Source organism: Janthinobacterium leeuwenhoeki, from assembly GCF_051380795.1.
Classification (GTDB): domain Bacteria; phylum Pseudomonadota; class Gammaproteobacteria; order Burkholderiales; family Burkholderiaceae_D; genus Janthinobacterium.
In genome coordinates this window covers 1-15661 of record NZ_JBNYXT010000027.1, presented here as the reverse complement: position 1 = coordinate 15661, position 15661 = coordinate 1, and the positions used below count along the sequence as shown (strand labels likewise).

At 62.3% G+C, this 15661-nt stretch carries 12 protein-coding genes; 6 read left to right on the top strand and 6 right to left on the bottom strand.

The annotated features are described in order from the left end of the window. Positions 1-196 precede the first annotated feature (196 nt). Together pbpC and ACQ4WS_RS18845 are read right to left on the bottom strand one after the other, a co-directional pair. Positions 197-2281, bottom strand: a complete 2085-nt coding sequence (gene pbpC, locus ACQ4WS_RS18850) for a penicillin-binding protein 1C (RefSeq protein WP_436478654.1) — start codon at positions 2279-2281, stop codon at positions 197-199. 17 nt (positions 2282-2298) lie between these two features. Next, complete coding sequence (locus ACQ4WS_RS18845) at positions 2299-8052, bottom strand: alpha-2-macroglobulin family protein (RefSeq protein WP_436478604.1); 5754 nt, start codon at positions 8050-8052, stop codon at positions 2299-2301. Between the two features lie 20 nt (positions 8053-8072). Here ACQ4WS_RS18845 and ACQ4WS_RS18840 point away from each other — a divergent pair, with 20 nt between their 5' ends. From ACQ4WS_RS18840 to ACQ4WS_RS18830, 3 genes are all read left to right on the top strand, one after another. Then, a complete protein-coding gene (locus ACQ4WS_RS18840) occupies positions 8073-8333 on the top strand; it encodes a hypothetical protein (protein ID WP_436478603.1) in 261 nt (86 codons plus the stop codon). Between the two features lie 189 nt (positions 8334-8522). Next, positions 8523-9548 (top strand): OmpA family protein, encoded by a 1026-nt coding sequence (locus ACQ4WS_RS18835; protein ID WP_436478602.1) that lies wholly within the window; start codon positions 8523-8525, stop codon positions 9546-9548. A gap of 70 nt (positions 9549-9618) precedes the next feature. Beyond that, positions 9619-10566, top strand: a complete 948-nt coding sequence (locus tag ACQ4WS_RS18830) for a YihY/virulence factor BrkB family protein (protein WP_436478601.1) — start codon at positions 9619-9621, stop codon at positions 10564-10566. Positions 10567-10621: 55 nt separating this feature from the next. Here the strand turns inward: ACQ4WS_RS18830 and ACQ4WS_RS18825 are convergent, their stop codons facing one another. The 3 genes from ACQ4WS_RS18825 to ACQ4WS_RS18815 form a co-directional block, all read right to left on the bottom strand. After that, positions 10622-11821 carry an AI-2E family transporter gene (locus ACQ4WS_RS18825; RefSeq protein ID WP_436478600.1) on the bottom strand — a complete coding sequence of 400 codons (1200 nt, stop codon included), beginning with the start codon at positions 11819-11821 and terminating at the stop codon, positions 10622-10624. Between the two features lie 72 nt (positions 11822-11893). Further along, on the bottom strand, positions 11894-12205 hold the full coding sequence (locus ACQ4WS_RS18820; RefSeq protein ID WP_034786324.1) for a BON domain-containing protein: 312 nt from the start codon (positions 12203-12205) through the stop codon (positions 11894-11896). Positions 12206-12287: 82 nt separating this feature from the next. Continuing rightward, positions 12288-12842 carry a hypothetical protein gene (locus tag ACQ4WS_RS18815; protein WP_436478599.1) on the bottom strand — a complete coding sequence of 185 codons (555 nt, stop codon included), beginning with the start codon at positions 12840-12842 and terminating at the stop codon, positions 12288-12290. Positions 12843-13111: 269 nt separating this feature from the next. On the opposite strand from ACQ4WS_RS18815, the gene ACQ4WS_RS18810 reads away from it, so the two are divergent. From ACQ4WS_RS18810 to ACQ4WS_RS18800, 3 genes are all read left to right on the top strand, one after another. Then, positions 13112-13558, top strand: a complete 447-nt coding sequence (locus tag ACQ4WS_RS18810; RefSeq protein ID WP_436478598.1) for an outer membrane lipoprotein — start codon at positions 13112-13114, stop codon at positions 13556-13558. A gap of 67 nt (positions 13559-13625) precedes the next feature. Then, positions 13626-13778 carry a DUF3309 family protein gene (locus ACQ4WS_RS18805; RefSeq protein ID WP_092800820.1) on the top strand — a complete coding sequence of 51 codons (153 nt, stop codon included), beginning with the start codon at positions 13626-13628 and terminating at the stop codon, positions 13776-13778. Positions 13779-13822: 44 nt separating this feature from the next. Continuing rightward, positions 13823-14125, top strand: a complete 303-nt coding sequence (locus ACQ4WS_RS18800) for a hypothetical protein (protein ID WP_436478597.1) — start codon at positions 13823-13825, stop codon at positions 14123-14125. 159 nt (positions 14126-14284) lie between these two features. On the opposite strand, the gene ACQ4WS_RS18795 is transcribed toward ACQ4WS_RS18800, so the two are convergent. After that, complete coding sequence (locus tag ACQ4WS_RS18795) at positions 14285-15439, bottom strand: patatin-like phospholipase family protein (RefSeq protein ID WP_436478653.1); 1155 nt, start codon at positions 15437-15439, stop codon at positions 14285-14287. Positions 15440-15661: the final 222 nt, after the last annotated feature.

The window sequence follows — 15661 nt, the reverse complement described above, 5'->3', positions numbered from 1 at the left end:
TATCTATTTTTTCCCGCTTTTTTTGGAGCTTTTCATCTACACATTTTTGCCGATATTTCCACTGTGATATTCCACACACTATTCCAACAGAGACAGCATCCATGACAGGCACAGCACCACACTTTTCTGATCAATGAGTCAACGGCTATGATTCAAACAGCAGGACAGGCGAATGGCAGCCGCAATACCGTCAGAACTAATGCCTCTGCGCCAGCGCATTCCCCCGCACCTGGAACGCCACCTGCGCCACCGTTTTGCCAAGGTCGTCGACAAGAGCCAGTGCGTGCTTGCCCGGCACGGGGCGCCAGCTGATGCTGTCAAGAGCCGCGCCCATATCCTTGCCGTCGAGTACCCAGCGCAAGGCATGGCTGCCCTGGGCCTGGAAGAAGACGCGCTGCAGGGCTGGCGGGATGTCGGGATCGATGGCGAGGATGCTGTCCTCGGCCGGATACACGATGGCGGCTGGCTTCACTGTGTCGCCTAGCACAGCGATGACGGGGCTTTCCGTTCCAGCGATGAACCATTCGCGGCGCGGCGCTTCCAGCGCGGGCTGGTACGCCACCATCTGCTGCAGCACGCCGGGCGGCGCTTTCGGCGCGTGGCTGGGCACGTTCTTGTGCAGATAATCCATCACGTCGCGCCACACGGGCGCGGCGCCCGTCACGCCCGAGACGTCCCACATGGGCTTGCCGTCGAAATTGCCTACCCACACGCCCACCGTGTAGCGCGCCGAGTAACCCATGCACCAGTTGTCGCGCATGTCCTTGCTGGTGCCCGTCTTGACGGCGCTCCAGAAATTCGTTCCCAGCTCGTTGCGCAAGCCAAAGGTCATGCTGCGCGCGGCGCGGTCTGCCAGGATATCGCCGACGATGAAGGCGGCGCCCGCTTCCATCACGCGGCGCCTGTCCTTGCCCGCCTGCCCCGGCTGCAAGCTGGCCGTGCTGTACAGCCCGCCATTGGCCAGCGCGCGGTAGGCGTTGGCCAGTTCCAGCAGGGTCACTTCCGACGAGCCCAGCGCCAGCGAAGGGCCGTAATATTCGGCCGCTTCCGTCAGGCTGGACAGGCCCACTTCCTTCAGACGGTTATAAAAGCCGTCCTGTCCCGTCAGCAACACCGTGCGCACGGCGGGAATGTTGAGGGAACTGGCCAGGCTGGTGCGGGCGCTGACGTAACCCTTGAAATTGCGGTCGTAGTTTTGTGGCGCATACATGCCCGACGCCGTGGCGACGTCGAGCGGCGAGTCGTCCATGACGGAGGCGGCCGTCATCAGCCGGCGCTCGATGGCCAGTTCATATAAAAATGGTTTCAGAGTGGAACCGGCCTGGCGCAAGGCCGCCACGCCATCGACGTGGCTGCCGCCCGCGTTGCCGACATAAGCAAGGACTTCTCCGCTGCGGTTGTCGAGCACAATGATGGCGCCATCGTTGACATTGCGCTCGCGCAAGGACGCCAGCTGCTGGCGCAGATTTTCCTGCGCAAAACGCTGCAAGGGGCCGTCGAGCGTGCTGGCCACCTGCGCGCCCGGTTGTTTCAGCAGTTGCTGCGCCACTTGCGGCGCCGGAGCCAGCTCCGCGACCAGCGCGTTGCGCTGCAAGGCCGTCTGCACGCGCTGGCCGATCAACTGGCAGCTGCTGTCCATGCGCCACTCCTTCGCCAGCGCGCAGGCGCGGCGCGTGACGGTGGCCGGCGGCGCGTTCGGCGAGCGCACCAGGCTGGCCAGGATGATGGCATCCGTCTGGTTCAGGCCGGACGGCGCCTTGCCGAACAGGCTGTACGAGGCGGAGGCGATGCCTTGCAGCTCGCCGCGGAACGACACCAGGTTCAAATAGGCTTCGAAAATCTGCGCCTTGCTCCAGCTGTCCTCGATGGCTTGGGCGGCGCGCATCTGGTCCCATTTCTGGCGCAGGCTGCGTCCACCCGAGGACGCCTGCAAGTCCGCGTCCAGCTGGCCCGCCAGCTGCATGGTGATGGTCGAGGCGCCCCGGGCTTTCTTGGAAAACAGATTGTCCCAGGCGGCCGTGGCCAGCGCGGATACATCCACGCCGCCATGGCGCATGAAGCGCTGGTCTTCCGCCAGCAGCACGGCCTGCTGCACGGCGGGGGAGATGTCGGCCAGCGGCACCCACGGCAAACGCCGCACTTTCATGTCCACGCGCAACGATTGCAGCGGTGCGCCGCTGCGGTCCAGCAATTGCGCTTCCGAACTGCGGTAGGCGGCCTGCACCTGGGCCGGCGTCAATATCGCTTCAGCGAAGACTGGGCCGGCCAGCAGGCCGCCCATCAGTAAAACAAACCCTTTCACTGCCCCACCTTCACATTCGCGTTCGGCGACTCGCCAAACATCTCGGGCGAATACATGGCTTCGATGCGCGTGGCCGGCAGGCTGAAATCCCCGGCATTGTTCAGGCGCACCGTGTATTCCACACTCCAGCTACCCTTCGGCACGAAGGCATAGTAGGCGCGGAAGGCGTCGAAGGCCCGCTCCTCGAAGGTGGGCCAGACCCAGCCCGTAGATTTTTCGCCCGCCGTCAGCAGCTGCGAATCGCGGCCCAGGCCATTGCCCAGCACCGTGGCGCTGGCGGGAATCGGGTCGTCGACCACCACCCAGCTCATGTCCGCCTGCGCGGACAAGTCCAGGCGCACGCGGTAGACATCGCCACGCGACCACTGGCCTGTCGTTTTCTGTTCCACGGGCGTAATGGTTTTCTTGATCGTGTAACCGCTGGACAGAGGCGCCTTGAGCGGGATGGCCGCCAGGCTTTGCACGGTGGCCCAAGGTTGACCGGTGCCACTGTGCGCCAAGCCCAGGGTATCCGTGCCCTTCGGCCACGCTTGCAACACGGGGCCCACTTTCGCCGCGCCATTCCACACGAGCGCTTGCGTATCGCCGCCCAGCTTGACGGCGCTGGCGCCCGTCACGGGGGTGGACTCGAACTTGGCCGAGAACTTATTGATGGCCAGGGTGCCCCAGGCGTTGGCCACCGTGGTATCCCAGCGGCCCTTCTTCTGGCGGCCCATGCTGCCGCGCACCAGGCGGCCGATGTCATCCTTCCACGCCGGATTGTCCATCACGGCCAGCAGCAGCCGGTTGGCATTGACGTCGCCGGACACCATCAGCCACCACCAGTTATCCTTGCGCTCGGTGGAAAAGCCCATGGTCGTGCCCTGGAAGTTCAGGCGCGAACGCAGAATCTGCTGCGCCTCCGCCAGCAGCGCATCGCGGCGCGCCAGGCTTGGCGTGCGTTGCAGCAACAAGCTCCAGTCGATGACGGCGGAAGTGGGCCACAGGTTCGGGCTGATGCTGATGCTCTCCAGCGCATCGGGCGGCACCTTGTTCGAACGCGACAGCGCTTCCAGCGCGGCCAGCTTGCGCACGGCCAGGTCGCTCGTGTCCAGCGCGGAACGGCGCACGATCTTGCCCTGCACGAAGGCCGTCAAGGCTGCTTCCATGCGGTTTTTCGTCTGCTCGGGAATCGCATAGCCCGCTTCCCGGGTGGCCGACAACACATACGCCGTCAGGCTGTCGCTGCCTTGCTCCATGATGGGGAAATATTTCAGCATGCCGTCGCTGTCCAGGTAGGCGGGCAAGCTGGCGGCCAGCTTGTTCCAAGCCTCCTGGTCTTGCAGGGCGATGGCTTTCGACGTGTTTTGCTCGAAGCAGGTGTAGGGGTAGGCGGCCATGTACTCGCGCACGCCGGGCAGCTCGCCGCCGAGTTTGGCTGCAAAGCTGGTCTGGACGCCGCCCCGGCCCGGCAAGGCGCCGGCCGGCATTTGCACGGCCATATTGATGGGCTTGTCGATCTGCTGCAAGGTGGCTTGATATGTGCGCACGGGCGTGGCCTGGCCTACCTTTTGCGTGATCTTGAGCTTATCGCTATGGCTGCCCGCCTTCGCGCTGATATCCCACACGATGCTTGCCGCACCCAGCGGTACCTGGTAATCCCAGCCCGCTTCGCGCGCTTCGCCCGCCGCCAAGGTCAAGCTTTGGCGCGGCAAGGCCTTGCCGGCTGCGCTGGCATTGAGGTCCACGCTCAAGGAGGCGGCCGAGGTGTTACGCACGGTGAATCCTGCGCGCAACTGGTCGCCTTCGCGCACCAGGGTTGGCAAGCCCGACATCAGGATCAAGTCTTGCGAGCTGCGGATATCCGTGCTGCCCGTGCCAAACAATTCCTTACCGGCGCTGGCGATGGCGACGATGCGAAATGCCGTCAGCGAATCGTTCAGCGGCACTTGCACGGTCGCTTCGCCCTTGGCGTCGAGCTTGACGCTGCCCTTCCAGAACAGCAGGGTGTCGAACAGTTCGCGGCTGGCGCCCTTGCCGCCACCACCGCCGGCCGGGAATGCCTTGCGGCCAAAGTGGCGCTTGCCGATCACCTGCATCTGCGCCGTCGCCGTTTCCACCTGCAGGCTGCGCTGCGCCATCATGGTATCTAACAGCTTCCAGCTATCGTTGGGCATCAGTTCCAACAGCCCCGTATCGACGGCCGCCAGCGCCACTTCGGCGCCAGCCGGCAAGGGCTTGCCATCGGCGCGGCGCACGCGCACGGACACCTCCGCCTTGTCGCGCGTCTTGTACACCTCCTTGTCGGACACCACCATGACGTTCAGCTCATGCGCCTGCCACCCCACGTTCAGGGGCGCGATGCCCATCTTGTAAGCCGGCTTGCCCAGGTCGACCAGGGCCGTCGGCTGCACGCCATCGACCCTGCCCCGCACGACAAACACGGACACATACACATTCGGCGCATAGTTCGGTTTGACCGGGATATTGACCACTGGTTCCCGGCCATTGAGCTGGCGCACATAGGTGTCGAGGATGCCTTCGCGCTCGACCGTGATCAGCGCCGTACCCGAGCGGAACGGCATGCGCACCTGCAAGCTCGCTTCCTGGCCCGGTTCATAGCGTTTCTTTTCAGGCAAGACGTCGATACGGTCATTGTCGCTGGCGTTGAACCACCACTCGCCGCTGCCGGCCACCCAGGTTTCGCGGTTGGCGACAGCCGCATTGCCCGCACTATCTTGCGTGCGGGCGCGCAGAATCAAGTTGCCGCTGGCGGGCGCCTTCACGTCGCAGACCAGCAAGCCTTTGTTGTCCGTCTTGCCAGTGCAGGCCGGACCCAGCTTGACGACTTCGCTGCTGTTTTCATACGCATAGAAGCCACCGATCAAACGCCGGCGATGCGAATAGCTATTGCGCTGGAAGAAGTCGACGGCGACCGGGGCATGCGCCACGGGCTTGCCATTGGTGCCCAGCACGGCGACCGTAAACTTGAAGGCTTCCTTGCTCAAGGCCCAGGCGTCAGGCTTGATGCCGATCACGACATTCGATGGCCACAGCGGCACGCGCGTGGCCACCGATGCCGTCTCGCCATTCGCATCCTGGAAAGCCATTTCCGCCACCAGGTCGCGCGGCGTGGACAGCTGCGGCAGCTGGTCGATGACGATGCGCGCGCCGCCCGCCTTGTCCAAGGTCAAGCTTTGCGTGCGCGCTGCCGTCGCGCCGGGGCCGGCGCGTCCGCCATGGCCTTCGTCCTGCCACTCGCCTTCATCGTCGTCGTAACCAGTGCCCTGCTTGACGAGGCCTTCCTTCACGTCGCCATTGCTGAAGCTATAGTCAGGATAGTCGGCAAAGCTCACGCTCTTGTCCTGCAGCACCGTGCGCAGCTTGACGGGCGCGTTGGTGGCGGCGCCGCCGGCCAGATACGTGATTTGCGCATCCAGGGCCAGCTGTTTCGCCTGCACGGCGGGCGCTTTCGGGCCCTGCAGCACGGCTTTCATGCTCGGCACGCGGAACGCTTCGACGCGGAAACTGCCGGACGGACGGCCCGCCATCGTCACGCTGTATTCGCCCTGCTTGGCGTCGGCGGGAATGAGCCAGTCGCTTTCCGCCGTGCCGCTGGCGGACCAGCGCAGGGGCAGCTGGTAGTTCTGGTCGCTGCCCTGGTGCGTGATGACGATGGAGGTGGCGCTGCCGGGGCCGTTGTTCTTGTCGACCAGGCGCATGCCCTCACCCGTGTGCTGGCGAATGAAATGCTTCATGTGCACAGTTTCGCCGGCGCGCAGCAAGGTGCGGTCGAATACCGTGGCCAGCAGGGTGTTGTCGGCGCGCGTGTCGTCCGTGGGCAAGTTGAAGCGCCAGGCTTCGATGCCGCCCACCCAGTCCGACAGGGTGAACGTCATGTCGCCGCCGCTGCGCGCACTAATATAGTAACGGCCATTGTTCTTGCAGCTGGAATTGGCCAGCTCGCCGGGGATGTGCGCCACGCCATCGGCGCCCGTGGCGCCTTGCCACAGCAGCTTGCCGGCGCAGTCGCGCACGGCCACTTGCGCTTTCGCAACAGGCGCGCCCTTGTCCAGCGACGTCACCCACACGAGCGACGATTGCGCGCCATGCTTGAAGTGGGCCGCCAGGTTGGTCACCAGCGCGGCGGTGCGAATATACGCCGTGGTCGGTTTGCCCAGCAGCACTTTGCCGAGGATGGGGCTGGCCAGCTCGACCACATAGAAGCCCGGTTTCAGCAAAGGAATGCCGATCACTTCAAAAGTTTTCTTGCCATCCGGACGGGGCATGCTGATGGGCCGCGTGCCAGCCGCGCCGGCCAGCACGGATTTGCTCATATTGTCCGCATATTGCGCGTACGGCTGCCAGTATTCGCCCCCGTTGCCATTGCCGGCCAGGCGCTGCATCCACTCGATGATAAACTTGTCATCATTGTCGGGCACGCGCAAGGTGGCGCCCGTGGCGGCAGCGGATGGCTGGGCCACTTCCTTGCCGGACAGCACAGGCTCGATATTGCGCACCGTCACGGGCAGCAAGCCGTCGCCCTTGGCTTCGATGATGCCGAACGGCGCCGGGAACTTCAGCAGCGGCGGCTGTTCGCCCGTGCGCACCGTCATGGGGAAGCGCGCGCGGTTGAGCAAGGCGCGGCCCGCGTCATCCGTCAGCTTCGGCGGCAGATTCAGCACGAAACTGGCTTGCACGGGGAAGGGGCCGTTGAACGTGGCGCCATACAGAAATTCCGCCTTTTCTTCCTCTTTTGAAATCGTCGGCGCATACGTCTTGCCGTCGCCCTTCAGGCTCATGGCGCGCACCTGCGCCGCACTCACAGGCGCGGAAAACTGCACGCGCATGGGCAGGAACGGGATGCACTGTTCCTTCGGATTGCTGCGCTCACAGCTGAACTTGGCCGTGAAATCGGGGCGCGTCTTGAACTGCAGCGTTTGCGCCTTGTCCGTGGCGATGCCGCTGGTGCTGGCGATGCCCTCGCCCCACACCAGCGACACCTTGGCGTTGGCGGGGAAGCTGCGCTTGCATTGCAGCACGGTGACAGGCAGCGGCGGCGCGCCCTTGCTGGCGACGGGCATGCCCACTTTCCACAGCGTGCCCCGCTTCTTGAAATACACGCTCAGGTAGCGGTCGAGAAAGCTCTTGCGCAAGGTCAATACCTGCTCCAGCTCCTTACCCACAAGCTGCCGCACGGGAATTTTTTCATTGATGCCGTCGGCGCGGCAATACGCGTTGGCGGCCACGCTGGCTGCGTTCGGCGCGGCGTCGAGGCCCAGCACGAATATCTGGTTTTCATCGATATACGGCTGGCCGTCATATGGCACGGCCTCGACGATGGCCGGCCCGCCCGTGGAGAAGCGGTAGGACGCCGTTGCTTGCAAGGGTTTGCCTGCCTGGTCCTTCAGCCCCGCTTTCAAGGTAAAGCTGCAGGCCACGCCGGCCGGCAAGTCGCGCTCGAAATCGTAGTTCCAGTTGCGCTCGTCAGCCCAGCGCCCCGCGCCCGCCACGACGCCAGGCTCGGCCTTGCCGCAATCGATGGCGAACGGCGCGGGCAAGCCCATGTCGCCGAACGGCACCATCGGCGTGGCGAACTGGGCCCGCACCTGGCGCACGGCCTTGACCGTGCCGCTCGGTGAAAACAGGGACACGCCGCTATCGGCCAAGGCCGGCATAGCCATGCCCAGCGACAGCAGCACAGTCAGCAGGCCCAGCGGGGCCAGTTTGCCAGACAGCGGGGAAGAAACAGCACGGGGGTGGTCAGGCACGGGTGACTCCTTGATGAAAAGTGGCGGAGCTGGCTGCGGCGCACGATAGTTGCCCGGGAGAAGCCCGGCAAGGCAACAGAACGCGGCAGGAATACAACATTAATGTAATAGTAGTTATCAAGCTCATCATTGTTGCTAATATACAGTGGCATGCCAGTAATAAGTCGTACGATTGCCTGCCGTTGCGGCGCCAGGAAGTGGCCGTGATTGCAAAAATTCAAGGAAGCGAATTAGTTTTTTTCAACACCGCAGTATTTGTCGTGAATCTGCAACACCATTGATATACAACAATGCTTTGTGCGCTAACGCACCGACCTCTCGAACCTGGAATCGTATTCTTAGTCCAACAGCAGTGCATTTATCGCAAGAAAGCGCACCTGGAATGGTTGTCTATCTCTAGCAATAGCATGTCTGGCAGTTGTCGCATTGATGCAGTAGAGAAAATCTCTTATCAACGTTGGGAGTTACTTGTGAATAATCTAAAAAAAATCGCCGTCGCCGCCGCAGTACTGTGCTCCGCCCTCGGCGCACAGGCCCAGGAAATCAATCCCTCCTGGTATATTCAACCTAGCATCAATGCTATGAAGCCAGACTCGGATTTTTCCACCGATAAAACCGGCTATGGCGCTGGCTTGCGTTTTGGTAAGCCAGTTTCGCCGGACTGGGATATCCAGCTGGGCACCACCTACGCCCGCTCCAAGGATGGTGGCCGCCGCTACCAGCAAAACACGCTGGGCGTAGATGGCCTGTACATGTTTAACCGCGGCCCGTCGTTCAGCCCCTTCGTGCTGGTTGGCGCAGGCATGCAGCGCGACAAGGATACGGGTCCCCTGGGCGAACGCAGCAAGAGCTCGCCGTATGTCAACCTCGGCCTGGGGTTCCAAAGCAAACTCAGCGATCAATGGTCGACCCAGGTCGACGTGCGCAATGTGCATGGCTTCCTGCGCGGCAATACGTTTGATCAAAGCAAGTCCAGCAACTGGTATGTCAATGTGGGCCTGAACTACGCATTCGACAAACCACCGACACCGGCAGCGCCGCCGCCACCGCCGCCGCCAGTGCGTGAAGAAGTCGTCGTGGTCGTGCCGCCACCTCCGCCACCACCGCCAGCACGCTTTGAAAAAGTGACGATGGCGGCTACGGAACTGTTCGCGTTCGATAGCGCCAAGCTGGGCCCGACACAGACCAAGCTCGACGAAATCGCCCGCGTGCTGAACGCAGCGCCGGACGTCAACAACGTCGTCGTCAGTGGTTATGCCGACCGTATCGGTACGGCCAAGTACAACCTGAAACTGTCGCAGCAGCGCGCTGATGCAGTCAAGGAATACCTGGTCGCCCACGGTGTCGCCGCCAACCGCCTGTCGGCCGAAGGCAAGGGTTCCACCAGTCCTGTCGTCACCTGCGATAACAAGAAGCGTGCCGACCTGATCAAGTGCCTGGAACCAAACCGCCGCGTTGAAGTGGAACAGATCACCATCGAACGCCGCGTGCAATAAGCCAAACAGTGGTACGCCACTTGTGAATAAAAAAAGGGGCTCGCGCCCCTTTTTTGCATTGAAAGCCACCATGAATTTTTCTACCCGCTATCCCAAACTGGCCGGCCTGGCACCGTTCGGCAAGCAGATGCGCAGTGTCATCGTCTGTTCCGTCACCGAATGGCTGGAACACCGCGCCTCGAGCAAGGGCGCCGCCCTCGCCTATTACACCCTGTTTTCCATCGCCCCCATCCTCGTGCTGGTGATCGCCATCGCCGGCTTTTTCTATGGCCCGGCCGCCGCGCGCGGCGAACTGATGGGTCAATTGCAGGGTTTGCTGGGCACGCAAGGCGCCGAAGCCATCCAGCTGGTGCTGGCCGGCGCGAAGAACCATGATCAGGGGCGCATCGCCACCCTCCTCGCCAGCGCCCTGTTGCTGTTTGGCGCCACCAGCGTATTTGCCGAACTGAAAGCCAGTCTCGATGAGATCTGGCAAGTGCCGCCGCTGAAGGAAGCGGGTGCCTGGGACATGCTGCGCACGCGCTTGCTGTCCTTCGGCCTGGTGCTGGTGCTGGCCTTCCTGCTGATGGTGTCGCTGGTGGTCAATGCCGCCATGGCCATCCTCGCCAACTTCTGGGAAGGCGTGTGGAAGGACACGGCCGTGCTGTTTACCATCCTGTCGAACCTGATCGGCTTTGCCGTCATCGCCAGCCTGTTTGCCGTCATCTATAAAATGCTGCCGCGCGTGCGCCTGTCCTGGCACGACGTGCTGATCGGCGCCATCGGTACGGCCTTCATGTTTTCACTGGGAAAATATGCAATTGGCGTGTATATCGGCAATAGCGGCGTGGCCAGCAGCTATGGCGCGGCCGGTTCGCTGGTGGCCCTGCTGCTGTGGGTGTATTACTCGGCGCAAATCTTCTTCCTGGGGGCCGAATTCACGCGCCAGTTCGCGCTGCAACTGGGCAGCATGAAGAATATGCCGAAGAACGATGATGGCGATGTGCAAATAAAGATACTCAAACGCCACCAATCCTGAACCGGCTGCAAGATGGCAAAATGGCGCCCGCGGGCGCCGTTTGCGTTGCCGCAAGCTATTCGCCCAGCAGCTCGGCCACCGCTTCCATGCCTTGCACGCGCTCAGCCACCACTTTCACGATGACGATGATGGGCACGCCCAGCAGCAAGCCCCAGACGCCCCACAACCAGCCCCAGAACAGCAGGCTGACGAACACGGCCGTAGGATTCATGCGGGCAATGCGGCCCGTCATCCAGGTGGTGACAAAGGTGCCGACCAGGGTGGCGATGGCCATCGACGTGCCCGTCACCAGCACGACCATTTCCAGCGATTCGAACTGCAAAAAGGCGACCAGCCCCGTGGCGATGGTGATCAGCAAGGGACCGAAATACGGCATGATATGCAGCAAGCCGGCTACGATGGCCCAGGCACCCGCGTTTTCCAGGCCGATCACGCTCAGGGCGATCCACATCAGCAGCGCCAGCAAGCCATTCGTGACAAGCAGCATGAACATATAGTTCTGGATCGAGGTATTGATGTCTTCCAGGATGTGCACGGTGACCTTCTTGCGGCTCAACGAGGGGCCCGTCAGCTTGACGAGCTTGCGCTTGAAGGTATTGCCCGACAGCAGCAGGAAAAACACCAGGAAGATGACCATGGCGGCCTGGCTGAGGAAACCCACCAGGCCCAGCGAGCCGGCCCAGACCCAGTCCATGATCTTGAAATTCGGCGCATCCGGCGCGGCGGCGGCGCGGCGGATGTTGCGGCGCGCCTCGGCGCCAGCGGCCACTTGCTCGATGGCACTGGCCACGGCCTGCATCTTCTGGAAGGTGCTGTTCTTGCCACCCGTATTCTCGGCGATCAGGCGCGACAGTTTATGGGTGGCGGCCGGCAACTCTTCAACGATGGCTTCGAATTCGCCCTGCACGCGCTCGATCACGACGACGGAGCCGAACAGGATCAGGGCCGTCACCACGCTGGTGCCGATGGCGCGCGGCAGGCGCAACTTTTCCAGCCAGGCGACGACGGGATTGAGGGTATAGGCAATGAAAATGCCAAAAAGGACGGGAATGAGGAATTTCTGCGCCCATTGCAGCGCAAAGATGAAGCTGACGGTGGCGATAATGCCCAGCGCCAAGCCGCGCGCATTGACATGCAGCGGCAAACGCAAGGATGCGTCCGGGTGCTCCACTGGCGCACCCGGAGGTGGCCCGGCAGGCTCGGTGGAGACAGCCGCCACCGGCTCGGGCGGGATATCTGTAGGCTGGATATGCATGCGATTCCCGCGACGGTCGGTGGAGGGCCGCAGGGCCAGCCGTGGGGCTGGCCGCTGCGGCAGGTCAGGCCATTACTTGACGCGGATGTCGTTTTTCACCGACTTCACGCCCTTGACGCCACGGGTAATTTCGCCCGCTTTGGCGGCATCGGCTGGCTGGGCAACGAAGCCGCTCAGCTGAACCACGCCCTTGAAGGTTTCAACGTTGATTTCCGTCGATTTCAGGGTCGGCTCATTGAAGATGCTGGCTTTCACTTTGGTGGTGATGGCCGCGTCGTCGATGTACTCGCCCGTGCCTTCCTTGGTTGGGGTCGAAGCGCAACCTGCGACGGCGAACAGGGAAGCGACGAAAAGGCCAGTAGCGATAGATTTAGTGAATTTCATGGTTTTTTCCTTAGGAGTGGTCAATCAATGTGCTCACAATGAGCTTCTTATACCAGTGTGGTGACTGCGCGCCGGATGGAGCTCAGTAACCGAACTGGGTTTTTGCAGCCTTGATACAGTCATCCTTGGCTGCGCCGGCTAATGCATCGCATTTTTCTGTCGCGACCTTGTACTCGGCTTTTCTTTTTGCTTCACGCGCATCGCTGCGTGCTTCGATGACTTTCTTGTCGGCCTTGGCGTCGGCCAGTGCCGCCACCTTGGTGGACTTGGCCAGCTTGACGCAAACATCCTTGTCGTTGCCCGTCAACGCATCGCAGCGCGCCAGGTCGACGTCGTAGTTGGCATCGGCAATCTTGATGCGCGCCTTGGTGTAGGCACGCAGGGTATTCGTGTATTGCGCCTGAGCAACTGCTTCATCGTAGGTGCGCACGGCCTTCGCTTCGGCGACGCAGACATCCTTCGGGTTGCCCGTAATTTTTTCGCACTCGGCATGCGCCAGCTTGTAATTCAGGCCCGCCTGTTCATTAGCCGCCTTGTAAGCTGCTTTCGCTTCCGGCGTGGCGGCAACTGCCTGACCGCCCCAGGCGGCGCATGCCAGGCTGACGACGATGGCGGTGAAAAGCTTATTCTTGTTCATATTGTATTTCTCCCTGGTGGTGACAAGCATGTCTGCTTGGCATGACTACCGTTTTACGTGGATAGTCGCCGCTCTTCTGTACGCTGCCGTACACAAGTAATTTATTTTGAAAGTGGAAGGCCGATTGGGAGAAATAACAACGTTTTGCTGTCTCGCCCCAGCCAACAATACCATTTTCGACCGCAAATAAGTACGTGCGGCAGCGTACAGACCGGGGTCAGGGGCATGACTAAGATGGCACTACACCCTCACCTCGTCAGGAGAATAAAATGAAAACCAACGCCACCTTGGCTGCACTGATGCTCGCCGCCACCGCCGTACTGAGCGGTTGCGCCACAGGCCCTTCCCAGTCACAACAGTATTACCCGGCCAACCAGCCTGAATCGGCCATGTACGGCACCGTCGACTCCATCCAGATCGTCCAGGGTGGCGGACAAACCAGCGGCGCCGGCGCCGTGGTCGGCGGTATCGCCGGCGCCCTGCTGGGCAACACCATCGGCTCGGGCGGCGGACGCACGGCCGCCACCGTGGCGGGCGCCGTTGCCGGCGGCGTCGTGGGCAACCAGGTGGAAGGCCGCAAACAGCAGGCGCAGGCCTACCAGATCAGCGTGCGCCTCGACAACGGCGAGTACCGCACCGTGGTGCAGGACAACGCGAATGATTTGCGCCCGGGCAACCGCGTGCGCGTCGTTGACGGCCGCGTCTACCGCTATTAATTTTCGGCGGAGCTTGCCAGCAGGCATCCGCCATCCCGCATGCATCGTACGATAACAAGGAGTTGCCATGGGCACCATCATTCTGATTATCTTGATCCTGGCCCTGGTCGGCGTCCTGCCTACCTGGCCGCATAGCCGCAACTGGGGTTACGGCCCCAGCGGCGTCGCCGGCCTGGTCGTCGTGATACTGATCCTGCTATTACTGACAGGCAGGTTGTAAAAAAAGGCGCCGCGGCGCCTTTTTTATTTCAAAGAGGAAATATCATGACTCTCCAGAACACACTCCTGGCCACCCTGTTCGCCTGCAGCCTGGCGCCACTGGCACTGGCCCAGACGGCCACGCCGCAGCCGGGCGACCCGCAACGCTGGTACCAGGAAGACAGCACGGCGCAAGCCCAGCTGCGCACCCTGCGCAAGGAAATCGCCGCCGCCCTGGCCGAGGCCAAAAAAGCCTGCCGGTCGGAACCGTCCGCCGCGCGCGCCACCTGCATGAAGGACGCGCAAGACACTTACCGGCTAGACATGGCAAACGCGGAAAAACTGCGCAAAGCGGCCCATCCGCAGTGATGCGGTGATGCGCCGCACTCATACTCTTTACTCTTGCAACGCCTGACAAAACCGTCGCGAGCGGAAGGGAGAGGCGGCCAAGAAGCGCAACCGTACTTGTAGTACGGTGAGCATCGCAGGCCGCCTGTACCGACGCGCAGCAGGTTTTGACAGGCGTCACTAAGCGGCGTCGCGTTCGTAGGGCGGTAGCTCGTGCACCACGAGCGGCGTGTCTTCCGTGACAAAGGCCAGCCAGCCGGCCGCCTTGATCGCGCGCAAGCCATCCTGGTAGCCCTGTTCCCAGCGCCACTCGATGGAGCCCCTGGAAAAATTGATGTCCTTGGCCGCCATGTGCCAGTCGCGTCCCGCATACGGCAGGCGCACGATGTGCATGGTGCTGTCGCAACCGAGCGCTACCAACTCGTCCGTCTGCTGGCGGTTGTGCTGTGTGTCGGGCAGACCGGCATACAGTTCGCGCAATTTGCGCTGCAAGGTATGCGTATTGACATAATCGGCGATATGCCGCTTCGAGCGCGACGCGAATGTCACGTCTTTTTGCCGCGTCTGCACTTCATCGAGGGTGGTAGGTTCCGGCCCTTCCGAGCTCCACAAGTCCACCATGAAGACCAGGGTATCGACGTGGGGCGTATCGTCGAGCACGGTTTCCAGCGGCGTGTTCGAGTACAGGCCGCCATCCCAATATAAATCGCCATCGACGCGTACGCCGGCAAAGCCGGGCGGCAAGGCGCCGCTGGCGCGGATATGCTCCGCCGTCAGGGGCTGCTGCTGGCTGTCGAAACTGGTGAGGCTGCCGCATTTGACGCGCAGGGCGTTGACCGTCAGGCGCATGCCGCCAGGCTGGTTCAGGTAATCGAAATCGACCAGCTCCTCGAGGGTGCTGACCAGCTCGCTGGTGTCATAAAAACTGGCCTCTTCCGGCTTGACGGCGATTCCGGCGGGAAACAGGCTGAAGGCGCGCGGCTTGAAGAAGCCGGGTACGCCGCGCAGCAGCGTATCGAGCGTGGCCAGCCAGATGTTCGAGCGGCGCTGCTGGTCCGATACCAGGTTCATGTCGATGCTGTCGCGGTGCGCCACGCGCTGCCAGAATTGTTTCAGACGCACGAGCCTGTCTTCGTGCTTGTTGCCCGCCAGAATGGCGGCATTGATGGCGCCGATCGAGGTGCCCACTACCCAGTCGGGCGCCAGGCCATGTTCGTGCAGCGCGTGGTAGACGCCGGCCTGATAGGCGCCCAGTGCGCCACCGCCTTGCAGCACCAGCACGATGCGCAGGCCCGAAGGATTTAACTGATTGATCGGTGTCGTCGAATTCGTCATCAAGATGGCCCCTCTGTCCGCCGCGCGGAATGCGGCGGGTATCATTGTAAGGGATTGTGTCCGCGCTTGCGCCGGCACGTGCCGCACGCAGGGTACGGGCAAAAAAAGGCTCTGTCCTCAGTAAGTAGGGGAAATGCCGGAATCTTCCCTTGGCTGTGCTGTCTGACTCTGCATACTCACCACAGAGGGAGCAGATCATGCAGCCAGCCGAATGGATCAGCT